Source organism: Staphylococcus simulans (assembly GCF_003043455.1).
GTDB lineage: Bacteria > Bacillota > Bacilli > Staphylococcales > Staphylococcaceae > Staphylococcus > Staphylococcus simulans_A.
On the sequence record NZ_PZGG01000007.1, the window covers coordinates 1 to 19,472 of the forward strand.

Genomic DNA, 19,472 nt, shown 5'->3' on the forward strand with positions numbered 1-19,472 from the left:
CATCAATGATTCTTATCGCAAATGGTAATTTTGTTGGAGGTAGTAGAATTCCTTTAGAAGACTTGTCACCTTGCGATGGTAAAATGAATATCTTTTTATTCAAAAATCATAACATGAGTTTAATTAAAGATTTCTTCCATGTGAAAGACAGTATGAACTGGAATGATATCACTGAAAACATGACATTAGTGTCCACAGATGAAGCTACTTTAGAAACGACTCCGAACACTAAAATGGATATTGATGGTGAAATTTTATTTGATACCCCTGCTGAAATTAAATTATTAAAAGATAAAGTAGAATTACTGTATGTAGATATAGAAAATGAATAAGAATAGAAAACGGGAGTGTACGTATGAATTGTACACTCCCGTTCTAGATTTATAGAATTATTCTTTTTCGTAAACGATTGGTTTTTGATTTTTTGCGCCTAAGCTGATTAAATACCCGATAATCACAGCTACAATCGCAATTGGGAACCATTCTAAGCTATTGCTTGCAAGTGGTAATTTGCTCCAAGCTCCGAAATGAATCCATTCTTTAGCAACCGCAACGCTAATTAATGATGTAATTGTAATAACAATAATTGTAAATTGTTGGACGATTGGTTTCATTGGAACAAATCGTGCCATTAAAATTAGTAATACTGTTGTAATTCCGATTGGATATAAAATCATCAATACTGGAATTGAAAGTTGAATCACTTGGTTTAAACCTAAGTTAGCAAGTACTAAACTGATACCAGTGAAACCTAATACATAAGCTTTGTAAGAGATTTTAGGGAAAATACTATTGAAGTACTGACTTACTGATACTACAAGTCCACAAGCTGTTGTTAAACAAGCAAGTGCAACAATGATACCTAATAAGTATTTACCGAATTCACCATAACCAGTTCCTGCAATTGTAGTCAGTAAGTATGTACCGACGTTTTGGTCATGGGCTGCTAAATCTTTTAATTTCTCTGGTGAGACAACCATATGGTTACCGATATAGCCTAGAGAAATATAGATAAACATCAAACCAGCAGCTGCAATCACACCTGCCATTGCTGTTTGTCTAAAGATTGTATCTGCGTGTGTCACCCCTGTTGCTTTAACTGCATTCACCACAATCATAGAGAAAGCAATTGCCGCAATTGCATCCATTGTAAGATAACCTTGTGTAAAGCCTTGAGAGAAACCAGTTAATGTTGATGTATATGCTTCTGTACCATGGCTTGATGGATTACCACCAAAGTCCATAAATCCTTTAATAATCATAGCAATAATTGTAATCAACAATGCTGGTGTTAATAATGAACCGATACGGTCTACCATTTTACCAGGACTCAAGCAAAGGTATAATACCACTGCGAAATAAATAACTGAGAAGATAAATAACGCAATTGGACTGCTTGTATTAATAATCGGTGTGACTGTCATTTCAAACGAAGTCGATGCTGTACGTGGAATCGCGAACAACGGTCCGATTGTTAAATAAATAGCCACTAGGAATACTACTGAAAAGATAGGTGATATTTTATTGAACGATCCGATATAACCTTGTTTATCTAAAGCACCTACTACCACACCTAATAACGGAAGCCCGATTCCCGTTAATACAAATGCGAGAATAGCCGGCCAGAAATAGTGACCGCTATCTAGTCCTAAGTTTGGTGGGAAGATAAGGTTTCCGGCGCCAAAGAAGATGGCAAATAAGGTAAACCCGATAATCCATGTGTTTTTATTCATTTTGATGTGCTCCTTCTGTTACTATAAATCTTAAATATTGCTTTATTTTAGCATAACGCACTAGGAAATGCCATATAAACTTTCAGAAAATTTAAAAAGTATCACGCAAAATTTGTTACATAATCAGTGAAATATGTCATTTTACTAATTTTAAAACAAAATAATACGCATACAATCAACAAGATAACGTCTTATTGTGTTTTGTATGCGTATTGTATATGGTCTTTAGACAGACTTCAATAATAGTTTTTTCAATAAAGGTGAAAGTTGACTCGGCAAGTTCTCTACACCTTCTACAAATAAAGCGTATTGACCATAGATATTATGAATTGTACGTTCAATATCTTCAGTGATTTCTTCTTGGCTTAAGAATACGTTGAATACTTCAACACCATATTTTCTGGCTTCTTCAACTGCTTCATACGTATCAATAATTCCATCTTGATTATAATTATATGCTGAAGGCTCACCATCAGAAAAGATAATTAAAAATTGTTGATGATGCGGTCTGCTTAATAAGCGTTCGCTTGTTATTCTGATTGCAACCCCATCTCTATTATCATCTTGAGGTGTTAATTCCATTATTCTCGCACTGTCTTTTGAGCCGATTGAATAATTATAGTTGATGATTTCATCAATAATGTTAGGTTGAGATTTATCATCAGCATCAAATGCATCTTCATTAAATGCTAATACTTCATGTTTTACATTCAGTTTTTTCAAGGTTTCATGGAATAATACAACACCTTTAATTGTCTCATCCATTTTATCAATCATACTTGCTGAAGCATCAACTAATAAAGTGAAGGTCGCATCGAAAGAACGGCTTAAATCTTGTTTTTTATAAAACATTTTGTATTGGTCATCTATAAACCAATTGATTAAATCTCTTTGTAGACGCCCTTTTGTCAAATTATGACGTTCATCTACTTGTTCACGTTCTATTGTTTTTTCAATGATTTGTGTTAAGTCTTTAATTTCGTACTGCACTTCTCGTTCTACTTCATGATATGCTGCACGGTCCTCAGTTGTAATTTCTGGCACATTCCACTTAATTTCAACATTTTCATTGATGCCTTTTAATGCAAAAGGCTGTGCTGAAGCGCCTGTTTGACCGCCTGATTCATTATCTATCGTATCGTTTGAACCTTTACCTTTTTTAGTCATCATATCCGTCATATCATCAGAAGCATCGCCCTCACGTGCATTGTCATTATCACTGACAGCTTCACTATTTTCACCTTCATGCAATTCCATTTCTAAATAAGAACCACCTTGAGATTTAGAATCTTGTGCTTTGGTATCAGCTTCAGCTGTTTCGATGTCATCCTCTTCTTCTGTGTCATCTTTGCCATCAACATTGGCTGCATCGACACGTTTTAAATCTTCGAATGTTTGAGCTTGAAGTTCTTTATACACTTTACGTGGGATATAATAGTACTCATTTAACATGTCTTCATCTAATAACTCATCGAGCTGATACATAATACGTTCAGCTAGGAATTTATTATCTTCAGATGTGTAATTCATAAAGAAATTAGGCAGATACATATACATACTCTGTAATATTGGATCTAAATCAGGTCTAATACTAGGAACCTCATAGAAATCTTCAGTCAACAGTGATTTCTCTAAATATAAGAAGATTAAATCTGTATAAGTGGTTTTTGTACGGTAGACACTGATTTGTGATTCTGTATAATTAAGACGAATTTGTTTACGCAAAGCAATTGCATCTTTCATGCTGGGACGAATTTTCACAATCGCATTCAAAACACGCATATCTTCTAATAATTTAAAGACTTGTTTGAAGAAACTTGGGTGTTTGAATTCTTGATTATCTAACACTTCATTTACTATAAATTCATCCATTAAACGATAGCCATATGTTGCAAGTAAAACATCTGTTTTCAACCCAGTAATTTCAATATGACTGGGACGGTGTGTCCAGAAGACACTGGCGATTAATTCATTTTCAATCGGATCGTAATAAGGGAACTTTTGAATTTTGACATGCGTTTGATTATTTTCTAAAAGTAAACGTGCAAGGTCTTGCAGCATCATGACTTTTTTAGCATCTAAGATTTCATCATTAAATTTGATAAATCGATTGGTCATAAAAATCCCTCACTAAAAGTTCAATTCTATTGCATTAATAATAGCTTGCTGTTCACGTTCATCTTCTAATTTGTCTATAATTGCACGTTGAATTGCACGTTCAATAGGCATGACTGTTGCTAAATCACTCATGTCAATCAAGGCACGAATACTTGCTGCTTCTTCAGAAATTTGTCCTTGTTTTGTCATGGTACGTAAATCTTCATTAAATGCGACTATTTTTGAAATGAGTGCATCATCTTCTAAGCGGCTTTGTTCTTTGATGACTGTTTTTAATGTTTCGCCATCAATGTAATCGACATGAATGACAACGAAACGGTTTTTTAAAGCCTCATTCATCGGTAATGTACCCACATAACCTTCATTAATTGCCGCAATCACATTGAAGCCAGGTTTTGCTTTGATAATCTCACCAGTGAATGGGTTTGTCAGACTACGACGATAGTCTAGCACACCGTTTAAGATAGGAAGTGTTTCAGGTTTTGCCATGTTGATTTCATCAATGTAAAGAATATGTCCTTCCTTCATTGCTTGGATAACAGGTCCATCAATAAAGACAATTTCTTGATTGCCGTCTGGACTTGTTTGGATCGTTTTAAAACCAAGTAAACTTTCAGCATCTAAGTCTACAGAACAATTGACTTGATGCATTGGAATATTGATATCTTCACTTAATGACTCTGCAAGTTTCGTTTTACCTGAACCCGTCGGTCCTTTTAATAAAATATTCTTATTTAAGCGCATCATTGCATATGCGTCACCAAATACTGTTTTATCGGCATTAATATACTGATGTTGTGCCATTTAAAATTTCTCCTTTTCATACATCAAAAAATAGACCGAGGCACAAAATGTGCCCAAGTCCTTAATCGAATGTTTAGATCAAAATGCTCATTAAACCTCTTTAAAATACTCTTTATAGTAACCGCCAACTTTACCTGAGTTATCAATGATTTGATAATATTCTTCAGTTTCGTTAACGACATCATATTGTTTTCCAACAGTTAACATATCAGATACTGTAAATTTTTTAGCGTCTGTATGAAGTACTTCTACTTTTTTAATTGGTTGTTTGTCTTTCCATTCTTCGTGTAACATATGTTCACATTCCTTTCTTTGCAGCTTATGCTTTTTCTAAAGTTAAGATGAATGACAATCCGCTATTTTCTGTAATACGAACTGATTCAGAATCTTGTTGTTCGAGTGTTTGATAAGGGATGCCGATTGTTTCTAGTTGTTGAACCGCATTACGGTATTCTTGTTTAGATTGCGTACTGAATTCGATTTGTTCGACCGAACCGTATTCTGGTAAATTAATCGGTTCTGTAGCTTGGAAGATATGCAATTCTCCGCCTAAGCCGCCTTCTCCAATTCGAAATACTTGTACTTTAAAGTCATCATCTGTAGTCGGTGTGTATTCAGCAAAATGATCTAGGCCGAATACTTTAGATAAAATCGATGAAGTCAACAACATTTCGTTGACTTGAACAATCACTGGACCGAGACCTTGGATTTGGTGAAGCGGATTCACTGTTCCATCGTCTGTCGGCATACCTAATGGTACACCACTATTATTCTCATTAGAATAGATATCAAAGAATTGTCCATTACCGTCTTTGAACTCGAAATGTTTATTGTTGTTCATTTCAGTAACATCACCATATTTGATTTCATTTTGGTCTAAAATGGTTTGATACTCATCTAAACCTAAATCTGATGGTGTTCTTAAACCGACACTTAAGACATGATTGTTTTCTGTTGAATAGTTTGGTACTTCAATAAAATGTATTCTTGTACCTGGACTTAAAAATGCATCGCCAAATCGTACTGCATTTTTTGAACCTTGTCTTTCATAATTCAATCCTAAAATATCATGAAATAAATAAATTGATTGTTCTAGATTTCGAGTACCTATTGTGACACTTCGTAAACCTGTCATTTTACCCACACCTTCTTTTGTGATTTCTCATTCATTATAACTTAAATAGAGTGGTTTTTGTATGATGAAGTGTTCAATGAATGAATTCAATCAAAATAAGGTATAGTAATAATATATAGGATCAGAAATAGCATGTTTGATCTGTAAAATTGGATCAAAGGAGATGATAGATTATGCTTACTTTCTGGATATTATTCGCTTTAACAATACTAGTAGCAGCATACTCTGGTATTAACTACTTCACGGGTAAAATTAAAGAAAACGCGAAGTTTAAAAAACAACATTTCGGAGTGTTATGTATCGTATTTGTTATTCTTGCGATTATAGAACTTGTTGTTTTCAATGTGTTGTAAAGATATAAGCAGCGATGATTGGTTTCTTAATGACTTAAACCAATCTCGCTGCTATTTTTTGTTATTTTAATAGGATTGTTGTAATTAAAAATGCGACGGCAAAACTGCCGTCGCATTAAGGTTTGTAATATGATTTACTCTATAGATTAAGATTCTAAAAGTAGGTCTTCAGGGCTTTCGATAAGCTCTTTGATTGTTTTCAAGAATCCTACTGCCTCTTTACCATCGATAATTCTGTGGTCGTAGCTTAAAGCAAGGTACATCATAGGACGGTTCTCAATAGTGTCTTTATCAATTGCGATTGGACGTGTAATGATTGAGTGCATACCTAAGATAGCTGCTTGGCTTCCGTTGATGATTGGTGTAGACATCATAGAACCGAAGATACCGCCGTTTGTGATAGTAAATGATCCGTTCATTAAGTCGCCAAGTGATAATTTATTGTCACGTGCTTTAACAGCTAAGTCTGCGATTGAACTTTCGATTTCCGCAAAGTTTTTCTTATCACAGTCACGTACGAATGGCACGATTAAACCGTTATCTGTAGATACCGCAATACCGATATCATAGAATTGTTTAGTAATCATGTCTTGACCATCAATTTCAGCGTTCACTGCAGGATATTTTTTCAATGCTGCAACGGCTGCTTTTGTGAAGAATGACATGAAGCCTAATTTTGTGCCATCATGATCTTTGATAAATTGTTCTTTTTTACGTTTACGTAAGTTCATTACATTCGTCATGTCTACTTCGTTGAATGTAGTCAGCATCGCTGTATTATTAGATACTTCTAATAATTTTTTAGCTGCTGTTTGTTTACGACGAGACATTTTTTCACGAATGACTGGTTTGTTTGGTGTACTGCTTTGTGGTTTTGCTGGTGCTTCTGATTTAGCTGGTTCCGCTTGTTTTTGGTTACCTTGTTGTTGACGATCAATGTCATCTTTACGTACAACATCGTTACCTTTAGAAGCTACTTCTGCTAAATCGATACCTTTTTCACGTGCATATTTACGTGCAGATGGTGTTGCATTGACACGTTGGTCATTTGAAGCACTTTCTTTTTCTGAAGATTTATCAGCTTCTGCTGGTTCAGATTTCTCTTCTGATTTTTCTTCAGATTTTGGTGTTTCTTCTTTTTTGTCATCAGATGAAGCTGAAGATGATGAACTGCCGCTGCCTTCCTCTACAGTTGCGATTGCTTGTCCTACTTCAACAGTATCACCAGGTTCAGCTAAGTGTTCTTGTAAAACACCTGCTTCTTCAGATACAACTTCAACATTGACTTTATCTGTTTCTAATTCGACAACAGCTTCACCTTTGTCTACTGAATCACCTGGATTCTTCAACCATTCAGCTATTGTACCTTCTGTAATAGATTCTGCTAACTCTGGAACTACGATCTCAGACATACTAATTTCCCCCTAATTTTTGTTAAGACTCTCTTCGATAATAGATTTTTGAACGAGTTTATGATTTTCTCCGTCACCTTCAGCTGGCGCAGAACGTTTAATACGACCGCTATATTGTAATTCGTATTGATCGCTAGCGATATCACTTAAGTAAGGATAAACGAACAACCAAGCACCTTGGTTTTGCGGTTCTTCTTGAACCCATGCAATTGTTTCAAGGTTTGGTAATTGATCAATAATTGCTTTGATTTCGTCAGCTGGGAATGGATATAAGCGTTCTACCGCAATCAATAAAATCGATTCATCCGGTTCTTTTTGCAGACGTTCTTTCAAATCAATAAACATTTTACCTGAAGCTAAAATTACTTTTTTAACTTTGCTTGCTTCATGTTCTTCTGGCAAGATTGGTTCGAAATGACCTTGTGTAAATTTATCAATAGTATCAGCTACAGTTTTATTTCTTAATAAACTTTTCGGTGACATTACAACTAATGGACGCATCGCATCAGTATCCAAGCTTGCAGCTTGTGCACGTAATAAGTGGAAATAGTTACTTGAGCTAGATAGATTTACAACAGTCGCGTTATTCTCAGCTGAAAGTTGTAAGAAACGCTCTAATCTTGCTGATGAGTGTTCTGGACCTTGTCCTTCGTATGAATGTGGTAAGAACAATGTTAGACCAGAACGTTCGCCCCACTTCGCATAACTGCTGAATAAGAAGTTATCGAACATCATTTGAGCCATATTCGCAAAGTCGCCATATTGAGCTTCCCAGATATTCATAGTACCCTTGTTTTCAACATTGTAACCGTATTCGAAGCCTACAACAGCTGCTTCAGATAGCGGTGAGTTATGAACATCGAAAGATGCACGTTGATTTGGAACATGTTGTAAAGGCACATATTCTTCACCAGTATCAGGGTTATGCAATACCGCATGTCTGTGGCTGAAAGTACCACGTTCACTGTCTTGACCAGTTAAACGAATTGGTGTGCCATCTTGCATGATTGTCGCAAATGCAAGTTGTTCGGCTTGTGCCCAATCTACTAAACCATCTTCTTTTTCAAATGGTTCTCTACGTTTTTCTAAAACTTTGTTTAACTTTTTCAAGACTTCAAAACCTGTTGGATATGTTAATAATGCATCATTGATTGATTTCAATTCTTCGAAATCAAATTGACGATCATCAGGTTGAAGTGGCAAGTCGACATTGTCTGGTTTAGACATATCTTGCGTTGTTGTCTTGTCATTATTGTCGATTTTGTCATGAGCTGCACGTAGTTCTTTTTGCACGTCATCTAAGATTTCATTTTTTTCATCATCAGAGATAATGCCTTCTTCAACAAGTTGATCACCATAAATATGATCTACTGTTGGATGCTTACGAATCGCATGGTAAGGAATTGGATTCGTAATTGATGGTTCATCCATTTCATTATGACCATAACGACGGTAACCAACTAAATCGATAACCACATCTTTATTGAATTCTTTTCTGAAGTCCATTGCGATATCAATGGCTTCAATTGTTGCTTCAACATTATCTGCATTGACATGCATAATCGGTACATCATAACCTTTTGCGACGTCTGTAGAATATGTTGTTGAACGACCATCTTGCGGCTCTGTAGTGAAACCGATTCGGTTGTTTGTAATAAGGTGCAATGAACCGCCTGTTGAATACCCCTCTAAGTTGCCTAAGTTCATTGTTTCAAAGTTGATACCTTGACCTGGATAAGCAGCATCACCATGGATTAATACTGGCATAGATTTGCTGAAATCTGTTTGTACTTTGCCGCCTTGATGACGGTCATCTTGTACAGAACGTGTTTTACCTAATACAACTGGTGAAACGATTTCTAAGTGACTTGGGTTGTTAGCTAATGAGATGCGTTGCTCTATACCATAAGTGTTAGTTGTTTTCGTACCGCCTAAGTGATATTTAACGTCACTTGTCCATGCTGAACCAGATGTTAATTCTAGACTGCCGTCTTGTGGTAAGAACTTCATTGGATCAGTATGCATGAATTCAGAAATCATCATTTCATAAGGCTTTTCTAACACATGCGTTAAAACGTTTAGGCGTCCACGGTGTGCCATACCTATTTGAATATTTTGAATTTCTTCTTTAGCCGCACGACTTAAGATTTGTTGCAGCATTGGCACAAGGGTATCTACACCTTCAATAGAGAATCGCTTTGCCCCTACAAAGTTTTTATGAAGATATTTCTCGAAACCTTCAACATGTGCTAATGTTTTGAATAATTCTAACTTTTGACTTTTATTTAAATTTGCTTTATATGGCGTTTCAATACGTCGCTTGAGCCAAGCGCGCTCTTTATTGTTGTTAATGTGTGTGTATTCGAAAGCAATCGGCCCTTTATAACGCTTCTCCATGCGTTGGATTGCTTCGTAGGCATTGTCATAAATATCAGAAAAATGATCTGACACAATGCCGGAAGAAATTTGTTCTAAGTCTTCTTTTGTTAAATTGAAATCTTCAAGTGTCAATCTAGGAACATTTTTACGTTCTGGTCGATTGACTGGATAAATATCTGCTTGCAGATGCCCATATTGTCTGATGTTATCGATTAAACGCATAACTTGTTTAATTGTCATATCATCAGAACTTGATGAAGGTGCTGCAGCCACCTCTCTGTTGTCATTGTTAATTGTACTAAATAAAATTTGTAAATCTTCAGAGACAGAAGTTGGATCTTGTAGATATTGATCGTATAAATCAATAATTACCCCTAAGTTAGCTCCGAAATTTACAGGTGCTTCACTAACCTGTGTATATTTCGTCATATTACTCCCTCCACAATATATTGAAACGCTTACAAATAAATAATATCATTAAATGTTCACAAATTAAAGGGAGAATGACGATTTGATGGCATGAAAAAGAGCCGATATGACGGCTCTTTATACACATATATAACCTTAAATATAATATTGTACAATAATAGTCCAATTATCATTAAAATGTAATTATACGTTGAATGTGATTTTGAATGTTGTATACATATCAACTTCACTTTCAACTTGAATTGTTCCACCATGTAAATTCACTATATTTTGGGCGATTGATAATCCTAAACCGTTGCCGCCACGTTGTCTTGATCGTGATTTATCTACACGATAAAAACGATCGAAGATAAAATCTAAATCTTTCTTAGGAATCCCTGAACCATGATCAGTAATCTCAATAGTTGCTTGTCTGTTTTTAAGCGCAGTACAAATTTCTATTCTTTTCTTTCTTGTATCATATTTTATCGCATTATCCAAAAAGATAAGCAGTACTTGTTCAAGTTGATAACGGTTTATATTTAAAAATATGGGTTTTACTGATGGTGTAAATGTAAAGCTATAGTCTGGATGTAATTGTTTCAACGATTTCAGTCTTGATTGTATCTCGTCATTAACATCAACAGATTCTACATCTAATGCATCTTTATATGTCGATTCTTTCGTTAGTAATAATAATTCTTCTACTAACTTGGTAATGCGATTCATTTCTTCAATTGTTATATCTAACGACTCTTCTAAAATTGCCGGGTCTTTTTTACCCCACCGTTGAATAAGATTTAAATGACCTTGAATAATTTGAAGGGGTGTTCTAAGTTCGTGTGAAGCATCTTCAACAAATTGACGTTGTTGATCAAATAATTCTTCAATTTGTATCATCATATCATTGAAAGTATCTATTAAATCAGTTGTTTCATCATATTCGGTCGGCAACTCTAATTTTTCTTGGAATCCATCTCTGCGGATTTTACGCATTTTGTTAGCCATAATAGTGATTGGTTTTGCGATTTGTGCAGAAAAGATATAACTGATAGTAGCAGTAATAATAATCGCGATAATACCAAATAATACGGATAAGATAATTAAAGAATGCATGACGCTATCGTAACTTGCGAGAGAATGGATAATCACAGAATACCCATGAAATTTTTCAGTTTCTACTGGATGAGAAACGATTAAGAAGTTTGCGTCTTTTATACGTTTTACATAAACACTGTGATATTGAGAAGGTTCAATCCCTTTTGTGCTCGTAATAAAATCACTCATAGTAGATGTTTCAGTGATTTTCTGTTTATCGTTATCAAATAGAATCACTTTTTGGAAATTGCCCAGTGATGCATTTAAATCTAGTGGCTTAATATCTACTAATGTCTTAGTCGCAAGCAAAGTAGAAATGTTATCTGCGCTTTTTTCTGCATCGTTAATTTCACTATCTCTTAATGTAATACTCAAAAAGTAGATGATAACCAAACTGAAAATAAAAACAATTAAAAACGTAATACTAGTTGTAATCAACATCCATTGAGTTTTTAATTTTCGTTGCTTCATTTTCGAATCACATAACCGACACCACGTACTGTTTCGATTACCTTTTCTTTACCGAATGGTTTTAACTTATTTCTGAGATATCGAATATAAACATCTACAACATTGGTTTCGACTTCGCTGTCATAGCCCCACACATGATTTAATATTTGTTCACGTTGCATGACATGATTTAAATTTTCAGAGAGTAATTGCAGCAAGTCGTATTCTGTTTTAGTTAATTCAACTTCTTGACCCTCAATCGTAACACGAAAAGCTTCTTTATTGATTTGAATCCCTTTGATATCAATGATGTCTTTAGCAGGTTGGCGTCTTAAAGTAGCACGAATACGTGCCAATAATTCTTCAATATCGAATGGCTTTACGATATAATCATCTGCACCATAATCTAATCCTGCTACTTTATCATATGTATCACCTTTTGCAGTGATGATAATAATTGGAGTGGATTTGACTTCGCGGATTCTTTTACATATTTCTAAACCATCCATATGTGGCAGCATCAAATCGAGTAAATACAAATCATATTCTTTTTTTAATGCGGTTTCTAAACCTTCTGCACCATCATTTTCAATATCGACTTCGTAATTCTCATGTACTAATTCTAATTCAATGAATCGAGCTAAGTTTTGCTCATCTTCTACAATTAATATTTTTGTCATTGAAAGCACCTCAACCATGATTTTATCATAATCGTATCGTTTAAGAACGAATGAAAGTAATCAAACTAATAATTGTGACAAAAATATGGAGATGAAGAAAAAAGTGAAATTATTTTTGATTTCTAATTGACAATCATTCTCACTAATGTATAATAGTAATTGAAAATGATTATCAATCACAAATGAGACATCCCCCCCACATTTCGTTCTTAATTGGATTGGTCATTTTCGATTTATCCCCTTTTATATATGCCCGTAAATACTGACGTTACACTATATAGTAACGTGACATACTTAACCGATTCTGCTTAGTTGAGAATCGGTTTTTTTCTATATTGAAACTAAAAAAGTGAGATTGAGCAGCACTCAATCTCACTTTAATTCTCATTTAGCAAAAACTTTAAATTTATCTTTGAACAATAATGATACAGATAAAATACATACAGTACCTGCAAGTACACCTGCAATGACATCTGTTGGATAATGCACACCTAAATAAATGCGAGACATACAAATCATCGCAATCATAAAGATGCAGAAAGATGTCATCATAATACGTGGTGTCCCATGTAAGTAATGGCTTGAAATAGCAATCAAGCTACCGAAGAATGATGTAGAACCTTGTGCATGTCCACTTGGAAAACTATAGCCGCCAATTTCTACAAGTCTTAATTTAGTAGGACGTTCTCTATCAATTGTATTTTTCATAATTGGATTTGAAATACTTGAAACTGCCATCACAATCGCAAAGAATAAAGCTTCTATTTGCATTTTACGCATTAATAAAAATGCGACGACACAAAGTGAAAGACAGATCATTGACCATACCTCGCCTATCCAAGTTGCGCCCATAAATATACTTGTTGTAATGATGCTGTGTGAGGCATAAATAAAATCATAGACTTCTGTATCTATCCAATTACCGATTCTATTTTGATGAAACACAGCAATCGCGCTGAATATCAATGTAAATACTAGAATCAGTGAAATTCTTTTAGCTCGACTCAACTCAGCTTTCCCTCGTTTCCTTTTGGTTTGTATCTTTAAGAATCTTGTCTAGTAAATCTTCTTTAGTAAATAGCTGGTGATAATTCGACATTTGTTGTTCGATTGTTGAACGATTATTTTCAATCTCTTTTAAAGCATCCATGAATTTTTCCTGAGAAGCTTCATCTTCTGGTAATGTTTGAGCGTAACCTTTAGATTGGAAATATTTCGCGTTATCAATTTGATCTCCACGTGATTGATCTAACCCTAATGGTATTAGTAACATAGGAATATTTAATGTTAAGAATTCATAGATTGCATTGGCACCAGCTCGGCTGACTACCATATCTGTAATCGCAAGTAAATCTGTTAATTCACTTGTCACAAATTCAAACTGACGATAACCGTCTTTTTGAATAGATGTATCAAGTAATCCTTTACCTGTAAGATGAATGATTTGATATTCTTTTAATAATTCATCAAGATTACGTCGAATTAAATCATTGATTGTTTTACTTCCTAAGCTGCCGCCCATAACTAATAAAACTTTTTTCTTATCGTTAAATCCTGTCAGTTGATAACCTTTTTCTTTGTTACCCTGTTTTAAATCATCTCTAACAGTGGCACCGACAAAATCTGCTTTTGCTTTTGGCAGATATTTTAATGTGTCTTCAAATGTTGTATAGATTTTATTTGCGAATTTCAGAGAAATTTTATTCGCAAGACCTGGTGTAATATCTGATTCGTGAATAATCACAGGGATATTTAATGAACGTGCCGCTATGACTACAGGCACAGATACGAATCCACCTTTAGAAAATAGTAAATCTGGTTGTTGTTTCTTTAAGACTTTGCGAGCATCTAAAATTCCTTTGAGTACTTTAAATACATCTTTAATGTTTTCAAACGATAAATATCTACGTAATTTCCCACTAGAAATTGGGAAGTACGGTGTATTTGGTAATTGTGATGAAATCATATCTTTTTCAATTCCATTTTTAGAACCTACATAAAAAGTTTGGTAACCTCTTTCATTCGCAATTGGAATCAAACTTAAATTGACTGAAACATGTCCGACTGTTCCTCCGCCAGTAAATGCAATTTTCGTCATGATAAATACCTCTATTCTTATTTTAAAATTCTATAATAGGCATAGAATGATTCTTCCTTATCGTAAGGAGGATAATTTAAATTGGCTTCGCCTGCTTTATGAAAACCAAATTTTTCAAATAAGTTTTGCGCGCGTTGATTCGCAGCATACGTATCAGTAAGTAATACATCAACACCGTGATCTAACGCGCGTTCAACAGCAAAGTTAAACAATGCTGTTGCTGCGCCTTTATAATTAGCAGAACCTGCAAGTCTATGAATAACATAAGCATTGGTTCTATCTATCGGCCATTCTAGTTCATCATACCATTTTGATTGATTTTGGTCGATAACAATATAACCATAAATTGTATTCTCTTCTTCTAATACAAATAAGGATTTATTTGTGATATCTTCCTCAAAATGTTCTAACAAGGGATAAGCTTCATCCCATTGTGGATTATTATCTTCTGCCATTATTTGCTTTGCCTCTTCTGTTAATGCTGCTACTGCATTTAAATCTTCTTGTGTTGCAATTCTTATCATAAATTGTGCCCCTTTTATTTTAATTTTTTGAGTAAAGTATCTAACATTTCGTCATCTTTATTCGCTTTATCTACTAATTTTTCTGCGAATTTGTGATTAGTTTCTTTATCAAAAATACCTGTTACTGGTAATTGATTATCTTTTTGGAACGCTTCAACTGCAGATTTAAGTTTTGCATCATAGTCATTGTTTTCTTGTCCAACTTGATAATCAAGTGCTTTTAAACCAATTTTAATTGATTTGACATTTTTATCATGATCGCCTTCTTTAAATGACTTGTCATCTGGAATCATTGATAATGATTGATACTTAGGTGACGCAATTTCGACATCTGGTTTAATGCCTTTACCATGAATATAAGTGCCATGCGGTGTTAACCATTTCATTTCAGTATATTTCAGCAATGAACCATCTGAGTATTCTTGCGTAGTTTGTACAATGCCTTTACCAAATGTCTTTTCACCATAAACTTTCGCTTTATTATAGTCTTTCATTGCACCTGTAAAGACTTCAGAAGCACTTGCTGAACCTTCATTGACCAAAATAGCCACATCCATATCTTTTGCTTCTTTTAATGGATCAGTTGGCGTATTGACTGATTCTATTTCTTTCCCTTTTTGTAGCTTCACAACCGGTTTATTTTTATCAATAAATATATTAGACATCTTCACAGCTTCATTTAATAATCCACCAGGATTATTACGTAAATCTAATATAATTTTTCGTACACCTTGTTTATGTGCTTTCATAATATTAGTCTTTAATTCTGCAGCGGTATCTTCTTGGAATTTGTTAATAGTAAAGACGCCAACGTCGCCTTCTTTTTTATATTCAACACTTTTTACGTGGATTTTCTCTCTTTTGATTTTAATATTTTGTTCTTGGTTACCACGTTTAACTGTTAAGGTAACTTCAGTACCTTCCTTGCCACGTACCATTTTAACTACTTCAGTGAGTGACTTGCCTTTAATGGATTTGCCATCTACTTTAGTTAAAACATCCTTTGGTTGTACACCTGCTTTTTCTGCAGGAGAACCTTTCATAGGGCTTGTTACACTGATTTCTTTGTTACGTTGTTGCATTTCAGCACCAATACCGACAAAATCACCAGAAACATCTTCATTAAATGATTTTGTTTCATCTTTCGTCATATATTGTGAATATGGATCTTTTAATGATTTGACCATACCATTGATGGCTGCTTCAGATAATTTTTCAGAATCTTGTTTTTTATAATAGTCATTGGCTAATGTCTGATATGTACTTTCAACCTTACTAAATGATTTTCTTTGTGAGTCATCTAAACCAGAGAATTTATGTGCAATCGCAATTGTCGCAAATGCTGTGAGTACAATTGTTAACAATAATACTATGATACTGAATGTGATAAATTTCCATTTTTTAATTTTGAAGAACTTAGGTGCTTTTTTTGAGTTTTTTTCATCTGAAAGTTGATGATTTTCATCGTTTTGTTGTGTCACTCGGATATGCCCCTTTCTTGTTATACATTGGTGTTTAAAAATGTTTTATGCTTTGAATGGATAATTCATTTTACCAAATATAGCGTGTTCATCAACTTATAAATGGTTATATGAAAAATAAAAAGGGCTGGTGCCTCACACCAACCCTACGTCAAAAATTTAAAATTTTAACCATTCCTGATATTCATCAAATAAGTCATCAAATACATACATTGGTGAACTGATAGAAGCTTCAGTTTCTATATAATCTGACAACGTATTAAAATCTGACTCTTGCTTGGGAAAAGCTAAATCATCAAAAATCTGTTCTGCTAATTGACCTTTTTCATCAGGTCTGCCTCGCACAGTAAGCGCAAATTGATAAAATGAATAATCTTTCATTAAGCCATTGTCACATCAATTACTTTTGTTTCACTTTTCACTAATTGATCTTGCGGATGGATTTCGATTTTATCTGCTTGATCTGTATTAGTAATAATAATTGGTGAAATGACTGATTTAGCATTGTTTCCAATATAGTCTAAATCAAATTCCACAAGTGGATCTCCCACTTTAACTGTGTCGCCGCTTTCTACTAATACGTTGAAGCCTTCACCATCTAATTGAACAGTATCTAAACCGATGTGAATTAACAATTCTAAACCATTATCTGCTTTTAAGCCTAATGCGTGTTTAGTTGGGAAAATATTGTCGACTTTACCTTCAATTGGAGATACGACAACACCTTCGCTTGGGTTAATACCGAAGCCATCTCCCATCATTTTTTGCGCAAATACTGGGTCTGGAATATCTTCAATTTTAACGTATTCACCAGAAATCGGCGCATAAACTTCAATTGACTTATCTACTTTATCCTCTTTACCAAATAGTTTTTTAAACATATTATTTCTCTCCTTGGTTCTTGAAATGTGGAATCAAATCACCATATCCAAGTTCTTCTAATTTATCATAAGGAATAAATTGTACAGCAGCTGAATTAATACAGTATCTTAATCCACCTGTTTCTTTCGGTCCATCATTGAAGACATGTCCTAAATGACTGTCTTCAGAACGTACTTCAGTTCTTACCATACCAAATGATTTGTCTACAAGTTCAATGATATCATCATCGCTTAAAGCTTTAGAGAAGCTTGGCCAACCACAATCAGAATGGAATTTTTCTTCTGAAGTGAAAAGTGGTTTACCTGAAAGTTTATCGATATAGATACCCTTTTCGAAATGATTCCAGTATTCATTTTGGAAAGGAGGTTCTGTACCATTTTCTTGAGTAACGAGATATTCCATATCTGTTAATTCGTTTTTACTTTTTTTAAGCATTTTGCTCCCCCCAATGTCTTTCTATAAAATCTTTTCTTCCTGAACCTTTTTGGTACTGTTCATAATGCATTGGATTCTTTTTATAATAATCTTGATGATATGATTCTGCCGGATAAAAGTTTTTATATGGTTTTACCGGCGTGATGACAGGTTTATTAAAAATCATTTGTTCATTTAGTTGTTGAATTTTTGAAAGAGCAGCTTTTTCTTGTTCTTCATCATGATAGAAAATGACCGGTTGGTAACTCTCACCTCGATCGAAGAACTGTCCGCCATTATCTGTTGGATCGAACGTTTTGAAATAAACATCTAATATATTTTCAAATGAAGTGATTTCAGGATCATATTCAATTTGTACTGCTTCAACATGTCCTGTTGTGTTCGTACATACTTCTTCATAAGTTGGATTTTCTACATGACCGCCACTGTATCCTGATACGATATTTTTAATTCCAGGATATGATGTGAATGGCTTTACCATACACCAGAAACAGCCGCCAGCTAATGTTGCATATGCCAAAATATTACCTCCATTCGGCGTTTAGTCATTTCTAAACTTATCATGATTGCATTATATTTTCTATTAAATTGCTTTAAATCCGATGATTTTTATGAGAATTAAGTACAATTAGTCAATTATTGACGTAAGACTACAAAGCCTACCGCACCTTGACCTGTGTGTGTCGAAATAACAGGTGTTGTTGTGTTGATTTCAACTTCAGTGTTATTTTCTTCAATCGCAAATTGTTGTTTGAACTTATCTACGAAATCCATCGCATTCGCATGAGCTAAACCAATTTTTTTAATCGAGTGATTTTCAATAAATTGTGCGAGCTCTTTTTTGATAATTTGAATACTAGACTTTTGCGTACGTGCGTTATGAAGGATTTTAATATGTCCATCATCAAGGATACCAACTGGTTTTAATCGCATCATATTACCAATCATACCTTTAGCTTTACCAATACGTCCGCCTTTAATCAATTGGTTTAATTGTCCAATAACTACAAAGAGTTTGATATTACTTTGCAGATGACGCAATTTTTCAAGAATTTCTTCAGTTGATAAACCTTCGTTATTCCATTCAACGATATGTTCAAGCTGGAATCCAAGACCAAATGAAATGGATTTTGAATCAATGACCGTCACTTTCGAATCTGTCATTTGACTTGCTTGATACGCAGTTTGATACGTACCGCTTAATCCAGATGTCATATGGATACTAATGATTTCAGAACCGTCTTTTCCTAACTCATCGTACATTTCAATGAATTTGCCAATAGGAGGTTGGCTCGTTTTGATATCTACATCTTCTTCGATTAATTCAATGACACGTTCCGAAGAGATATCCTGCTGATCGATATAAGATTTGCCTTCAATAGTTAAATTAAGAGGAATCACATGAATGTCATGCTCTTTTAAATACGATTGAGGTAAATCTGTTGTTGAGTCTGTCACTATTTTTTTACGCATTTCCATACC

19 protein-coding genes and 2 pseudogenes are annotated in these 19,472 nt (G+C 34.3%); 2 read left to right on the plus strand and 19 right to left on the minus strand.

Annotation, left to right across the window (positions count from 1 at the left end):
- Positions 1-332, plus strand: a pseudogene (locus BU038_RS02165) (diacylglycerol/lipid kinase family protein); the annotation flags it as partial.
- 57 nt (positions 333-389) lie between these two features.
- On the opposite strand, the gene brnQ3 reads toward BU038_RS02165, so the two are convergent.
- The 5 genes from brnQ3 to BU038_RS02190 form a co-directional block, all read right to left on the minus strand.
- Positions 390-1,733, minus strand: a complete 1,344-nt coding sequence (brnQ3, locus tag BU038_RS02170; RefSeq protein WP_107604603.1) for a branched-chain amino acid-like transporter carrier protein BrnQ3 — start codon at positions 1,731-1,733, stop codon at positions 390-392.
- A gap of 225 nt (positions 1,734-1,958) precedes the next feature.
- Positions 1,959-3,851, minus strand: coding sequence for a vWA domain-containing protein (locus BU038_RS02175; protein WP_107604604.1), 1,893 nt, complete (start codon positions 3,849-3,851; stop codon positions 1,959-1,961).
- A gap of 12 nt (positions 3,852-3,863) precedes the next feature.
- Positions 3,864-4,655, minus strand: a complete 792-nt coding sequence (locus BU038_RS02180; RefSeq protein ID WP_107604605.1) for an ATP-binding protein — start codon at positions 4,653-4,655, stop codon at positions 3,864-3,866.
- A 90-nt stretch (positions 4,656-4,745) separates the two neighbouring features.
- Entirely contained in the window at positions 4,746-4,949 is a 204-nt protein-coding gene (locus tag BU038_RS02185) for a DUF6501 family protein (RefSeq protein ID WP_107604606.1), read from the minus strand.
- Positions 4,950-4,974: 25 nt separating this feature from the next.
- A complete protein-coding gene (locus BU038_RS02190) occupies positions 4,975-5,790 on the minus strand; it encodes a VOC family protein (RefSeq protein WP_107604607.1) in 816 nt (271 codons plus the stop codon).
- Positions 5,791-5,963: 173 nt separating this feature from the next.
- Between BU038_RS02190 and BU038_RS02195 the strand changes: the two genes are divergently transcribed.
- Positions 5,964-6,143, plus strand: coding sequence for a Mid2-like cell wall stress sensor domain protein (locus tag BU038_RS02195; RefSeq protein WP_107604608.1), 180 nt, complete (start codon positions 5,964-5,966; stop codon positions 6,141-6,143).
- 146 nt (positions 6,144-6,289) lie between these two features.
- Here BU038_RS02195 and sucB read toward each other — a convergent pair whose 3' ends face one another.
- From sucB to BU038_RS02260, 14 genes and pseudogenes are all read right to left on the minus strand, one after another.
- Positions 6,290-7,555, minus strand: a complete 1,266-nt coding sequence (gene sucB, locus BU038_RS02200) for a dihydrolipoyllysine-residue succinyltransferase (protein WP_107604609.1) — start codon at positions 7,553-7,555, stop codon at positions 6,290-6,292.
- A 12-nt stretch (positions 7,556-7,567) separates the two neighbouring features.
- Positions 7,568-10,363, minus strand: coding sequence for a 2-oxoglutarate dehydrogenase E1 component (locus tag BU038_RS02205; protein WP_107604610.1), 2,796 nt, complete (start codon positions 10,361-10,363; stop codon positions 7,568-7,570).
- 183 nt (positions 10,364-10,546) lie between these two features.
- On the minus strand, positions 10,547-11,911 hold the full coding sequence (locus tag BU038_RS02210; RefSeq protein WP_107604611.1) for a HAMP domain-containing histidine kinase: 1,365 nt from the start codon (positions 11,909-11,911) through the stop codon (positions 10,547-10,549).
- Entirely contained in the window at positions 11,908-12,570 is a 663-nt protein-coding gene (locus tag BU038_RS02215) for a response regulator transcription factor (protein ID WP_107604612.1), read from the minus strand. The genes BU038_RS02210 and BU038_RS02215 overlap by 4 nt, the downstream gene beginning before the upstream one ends.
- Positions 12,571-12,666: 96 nt before the next feature.
- Positions 12,667-12,796: pseudogene (locus tag BU038_RS12620) on the minus strand (hypothetical protein); the annotation flags it as partial.
- A gap of 158 nt (positions 12,797-12,954) precedes the next feature.
- Entirely contained in the window at positions 12,955-13,578 is a 624-nt protein-coding gene (locus tag BU038_RS02220) for a phosphatase PAP2 family protein (protein WP_107604613.1), read from the minus strand.
- A 1-nt stretch (position 13,579) separates the two neighbouring features.
- Positions 13,580-14,668, minus strand: coding sequence for an undecaprenyldiphospho-muramoylpentapeptide beta-N-acetylglucosaminyltransferase (locus BU038_RS02225; RefSeq protein WP_107604614.1), 1,089 nt, complete (start codon positions 14,666-14,668; stop codon positions 13,580-13,582).
- Between the two features lie 17 nt (positions 14,669-14,685).
- A complete protein-coding gene (locus BU038_RS02230) occupies positions 14,686-15,192 on the minus strand; it encodes a GNAT family N-acetyltransferase (protein WP_107604615.1) in 507 nt (168 codons plus the stop codon).
- A 14-nt stretch (positions 15,193-15,206) separates the two neighbouring features.
- Positions 15,207-16,697, minus strand: coding sequence for a S41 family peptidase (locus BU038_RS02235; protein WP_428843586.1), 1,491 nt, complete (start codon positions 16,695-16,697; stop codon positions 15,207-15,209).
- A gap of 135 nt (positions 16,698-16,832) precedes the next feature.
- Positions 16,833-17,054 carry a YozE family protein gene (locus BU038_RS02240; RefSeq protein ID WP_107604617.1) on the minus strand — a complete coding sequence of 74 codons (222 nt, stop codon included), beginning with the start codon at positions 17,052-17,054 and terminating at the stop codon, positions 16,833-16,835.
- Positions 17,054-17,554, minus strand: coding sequence for a PTS sugar transporter subunit IIA (locus BU038_RS02245; protein WP_107604618.1), 501 nt, complete (start codon positions 17,552-17,554; stop codon positions 17,054-17,056). The genes BU038_RS02240 and BU038_RS02245 overlap by 1 nt, the downstream gene beginning before the upstream one ends.
- A 1-nt stretch (position 17,555) precedes the next feature.
- Positions 17,556-17,990: a peptide-methionine (R)-S-oxide reductase MsrB gene (gene msrB, locus BU038_RS02250; RefSeq protein WP_107604619.1), complete on the minus strand. Its 435-nt coding sequence runs from the start codon at positions 17,988-17,990 to the stop codon at positions 17,556-17,558.
- Positions 17,983-18,510, minus strand: coding sequence for a peptide-methionine (S)-S-oxide reductase MsrA (gene msrA, locus BU038_RS02255; RefSeq protein ID WP_107604620.1), 528 nt, complete (start codon positions 18,508-18,510; stop codon positions 17,983-17,985). Before msrA ends, msrB begins: the two co-directional genes overlap by 8 nt.
- Positions 18,511-18,626: 116 nt before the next feature.
- Positions 18,627-19,463 carry a DegV family protein gene (locus tag BU038_RS02260; RefSeq protein WP_107604621.1) on the minus strand — a complete coding sequence of 279 codons (837 nt, stop codon included), beginning with the start codon at positions 19,461-19,463 and terminating at the stop codon, positions 18,627-18,629.
- Positions 19,464-19,472 lie beyond the last annotated feature (9 nt).

Excerpts from the sequence above, each read along its gene's own strand:
- brnQ3 (WP_107604603.1), bottom strand. The coding sequence starts at position 1,733 with ATGAATAAAAACACATGGATTATCGGGTTTACCTTATTTGCCATCTTC.
- BU038_RS02175 (WP_107604604.1), bottom strand. The coding sequence starts at position 3,851 with ATGACCAATCGATTTATCAAATTTAATGATGAAATCTTAGATGCTAAA.
- BU038_RS02180 (WP_107604605.1), bottom strand. The coding sequence starts at position 4,655 with ATGGCACAACATCAGTATATTAATGCCGATAAAACAGTATTTGGTGAC.
- BU038_RS02185 (WP_107604606.1), bottom strand. The coding sequence starts at position 4,949 with ATGTTACACGAAGAATGGAAAGACAAACAACCAATTAAAAAAGTAGAA.
- BU038_RS02190 (WP_107604607.1), bottom strand. The coding sequence starts at position 5,790 with ATGACAGGTTTACGAAGTGTCACAATAGGTACTCGAAATCTAGAACAA.
- BU038_RS02195 (WP_107604608.1), top strand. The coding sequence starts at position 5,964 with ATGCTTACTTTCTGGATATTATTCGCTTTAACAATACTAGTAGCAGCA.
- sucB (WP_107604609.1), bottom strand. The coding sequence starts at position 7,555 with ATGTCTGAGATCGTAGTTCCAGAGTTAGCAGAATCTATTACAGAAGGT.
- BU038_RS02205 (WP_107604610.1), bottom strand. The coding sequence starts at position 10,363 with ATGACGAAATATACACAGGTTAGTGAAGCACCTGTAAATTTCGGAGCT.
- BU038_RS02210 (WP_107604611.1), bottom strand. The coding sequence starts at position 11,911 with ATGAAGCAACGAAAATTAAAAACTCAATGGATGTTGATTACAACTAGT.
- BU038_RS02215 (WP_107604612.1), bottom strand. The coding sequence starts at position 12,570 with ATGACAAAAATATTAATTGTAGAAGATGAGCAAAACTTAGCTCGATTC.
- BU038_RS02225 (WP_107604614.1), bottom strand. The coding sequence starts at position 14,668 with ATGACGAAAATTGCATTTACTGGCGGAGGAACAGTCGGACATGTTTCA.
- BU038_RS02230 (WP_107604615.1), bottom strand. The coding sequence starts at position 15,192 with ATGATAAGAATTGCAACACAAGAAGATTTAAATGCAGTAGCAGCATTA.
- BU038_RS02240 (WP_107604617.1), bottom strand. The coding sequence starts at position 17,054 with ATGAAAGATTATTCATTTTATCAATTTGCGCTTACTGTGCGAGGCAGA.
- BU038_RS02245 (WP_107604618.1), bottom strand. The coding sequence starts at position 17,554 with ATGTTTAAAAAACTATTTGGTAAAGAGGATAAAGTAGATAAGTCAATT.
- msrB (WP_107604619.1), bottom strand. The coding sequence starts at position 17,990 with ATGCTTAAAAAAAGTAAAAACGAATTAACAGATATGGAATATCTCGTT.
- BU038_RS02260 (WP_107604621.1), bottom strand. The coding sequence starts at position 19,463 with ATGCGTAAAAAAATAGTGACAGACTCAACAACAGATTTACCTCAATCG.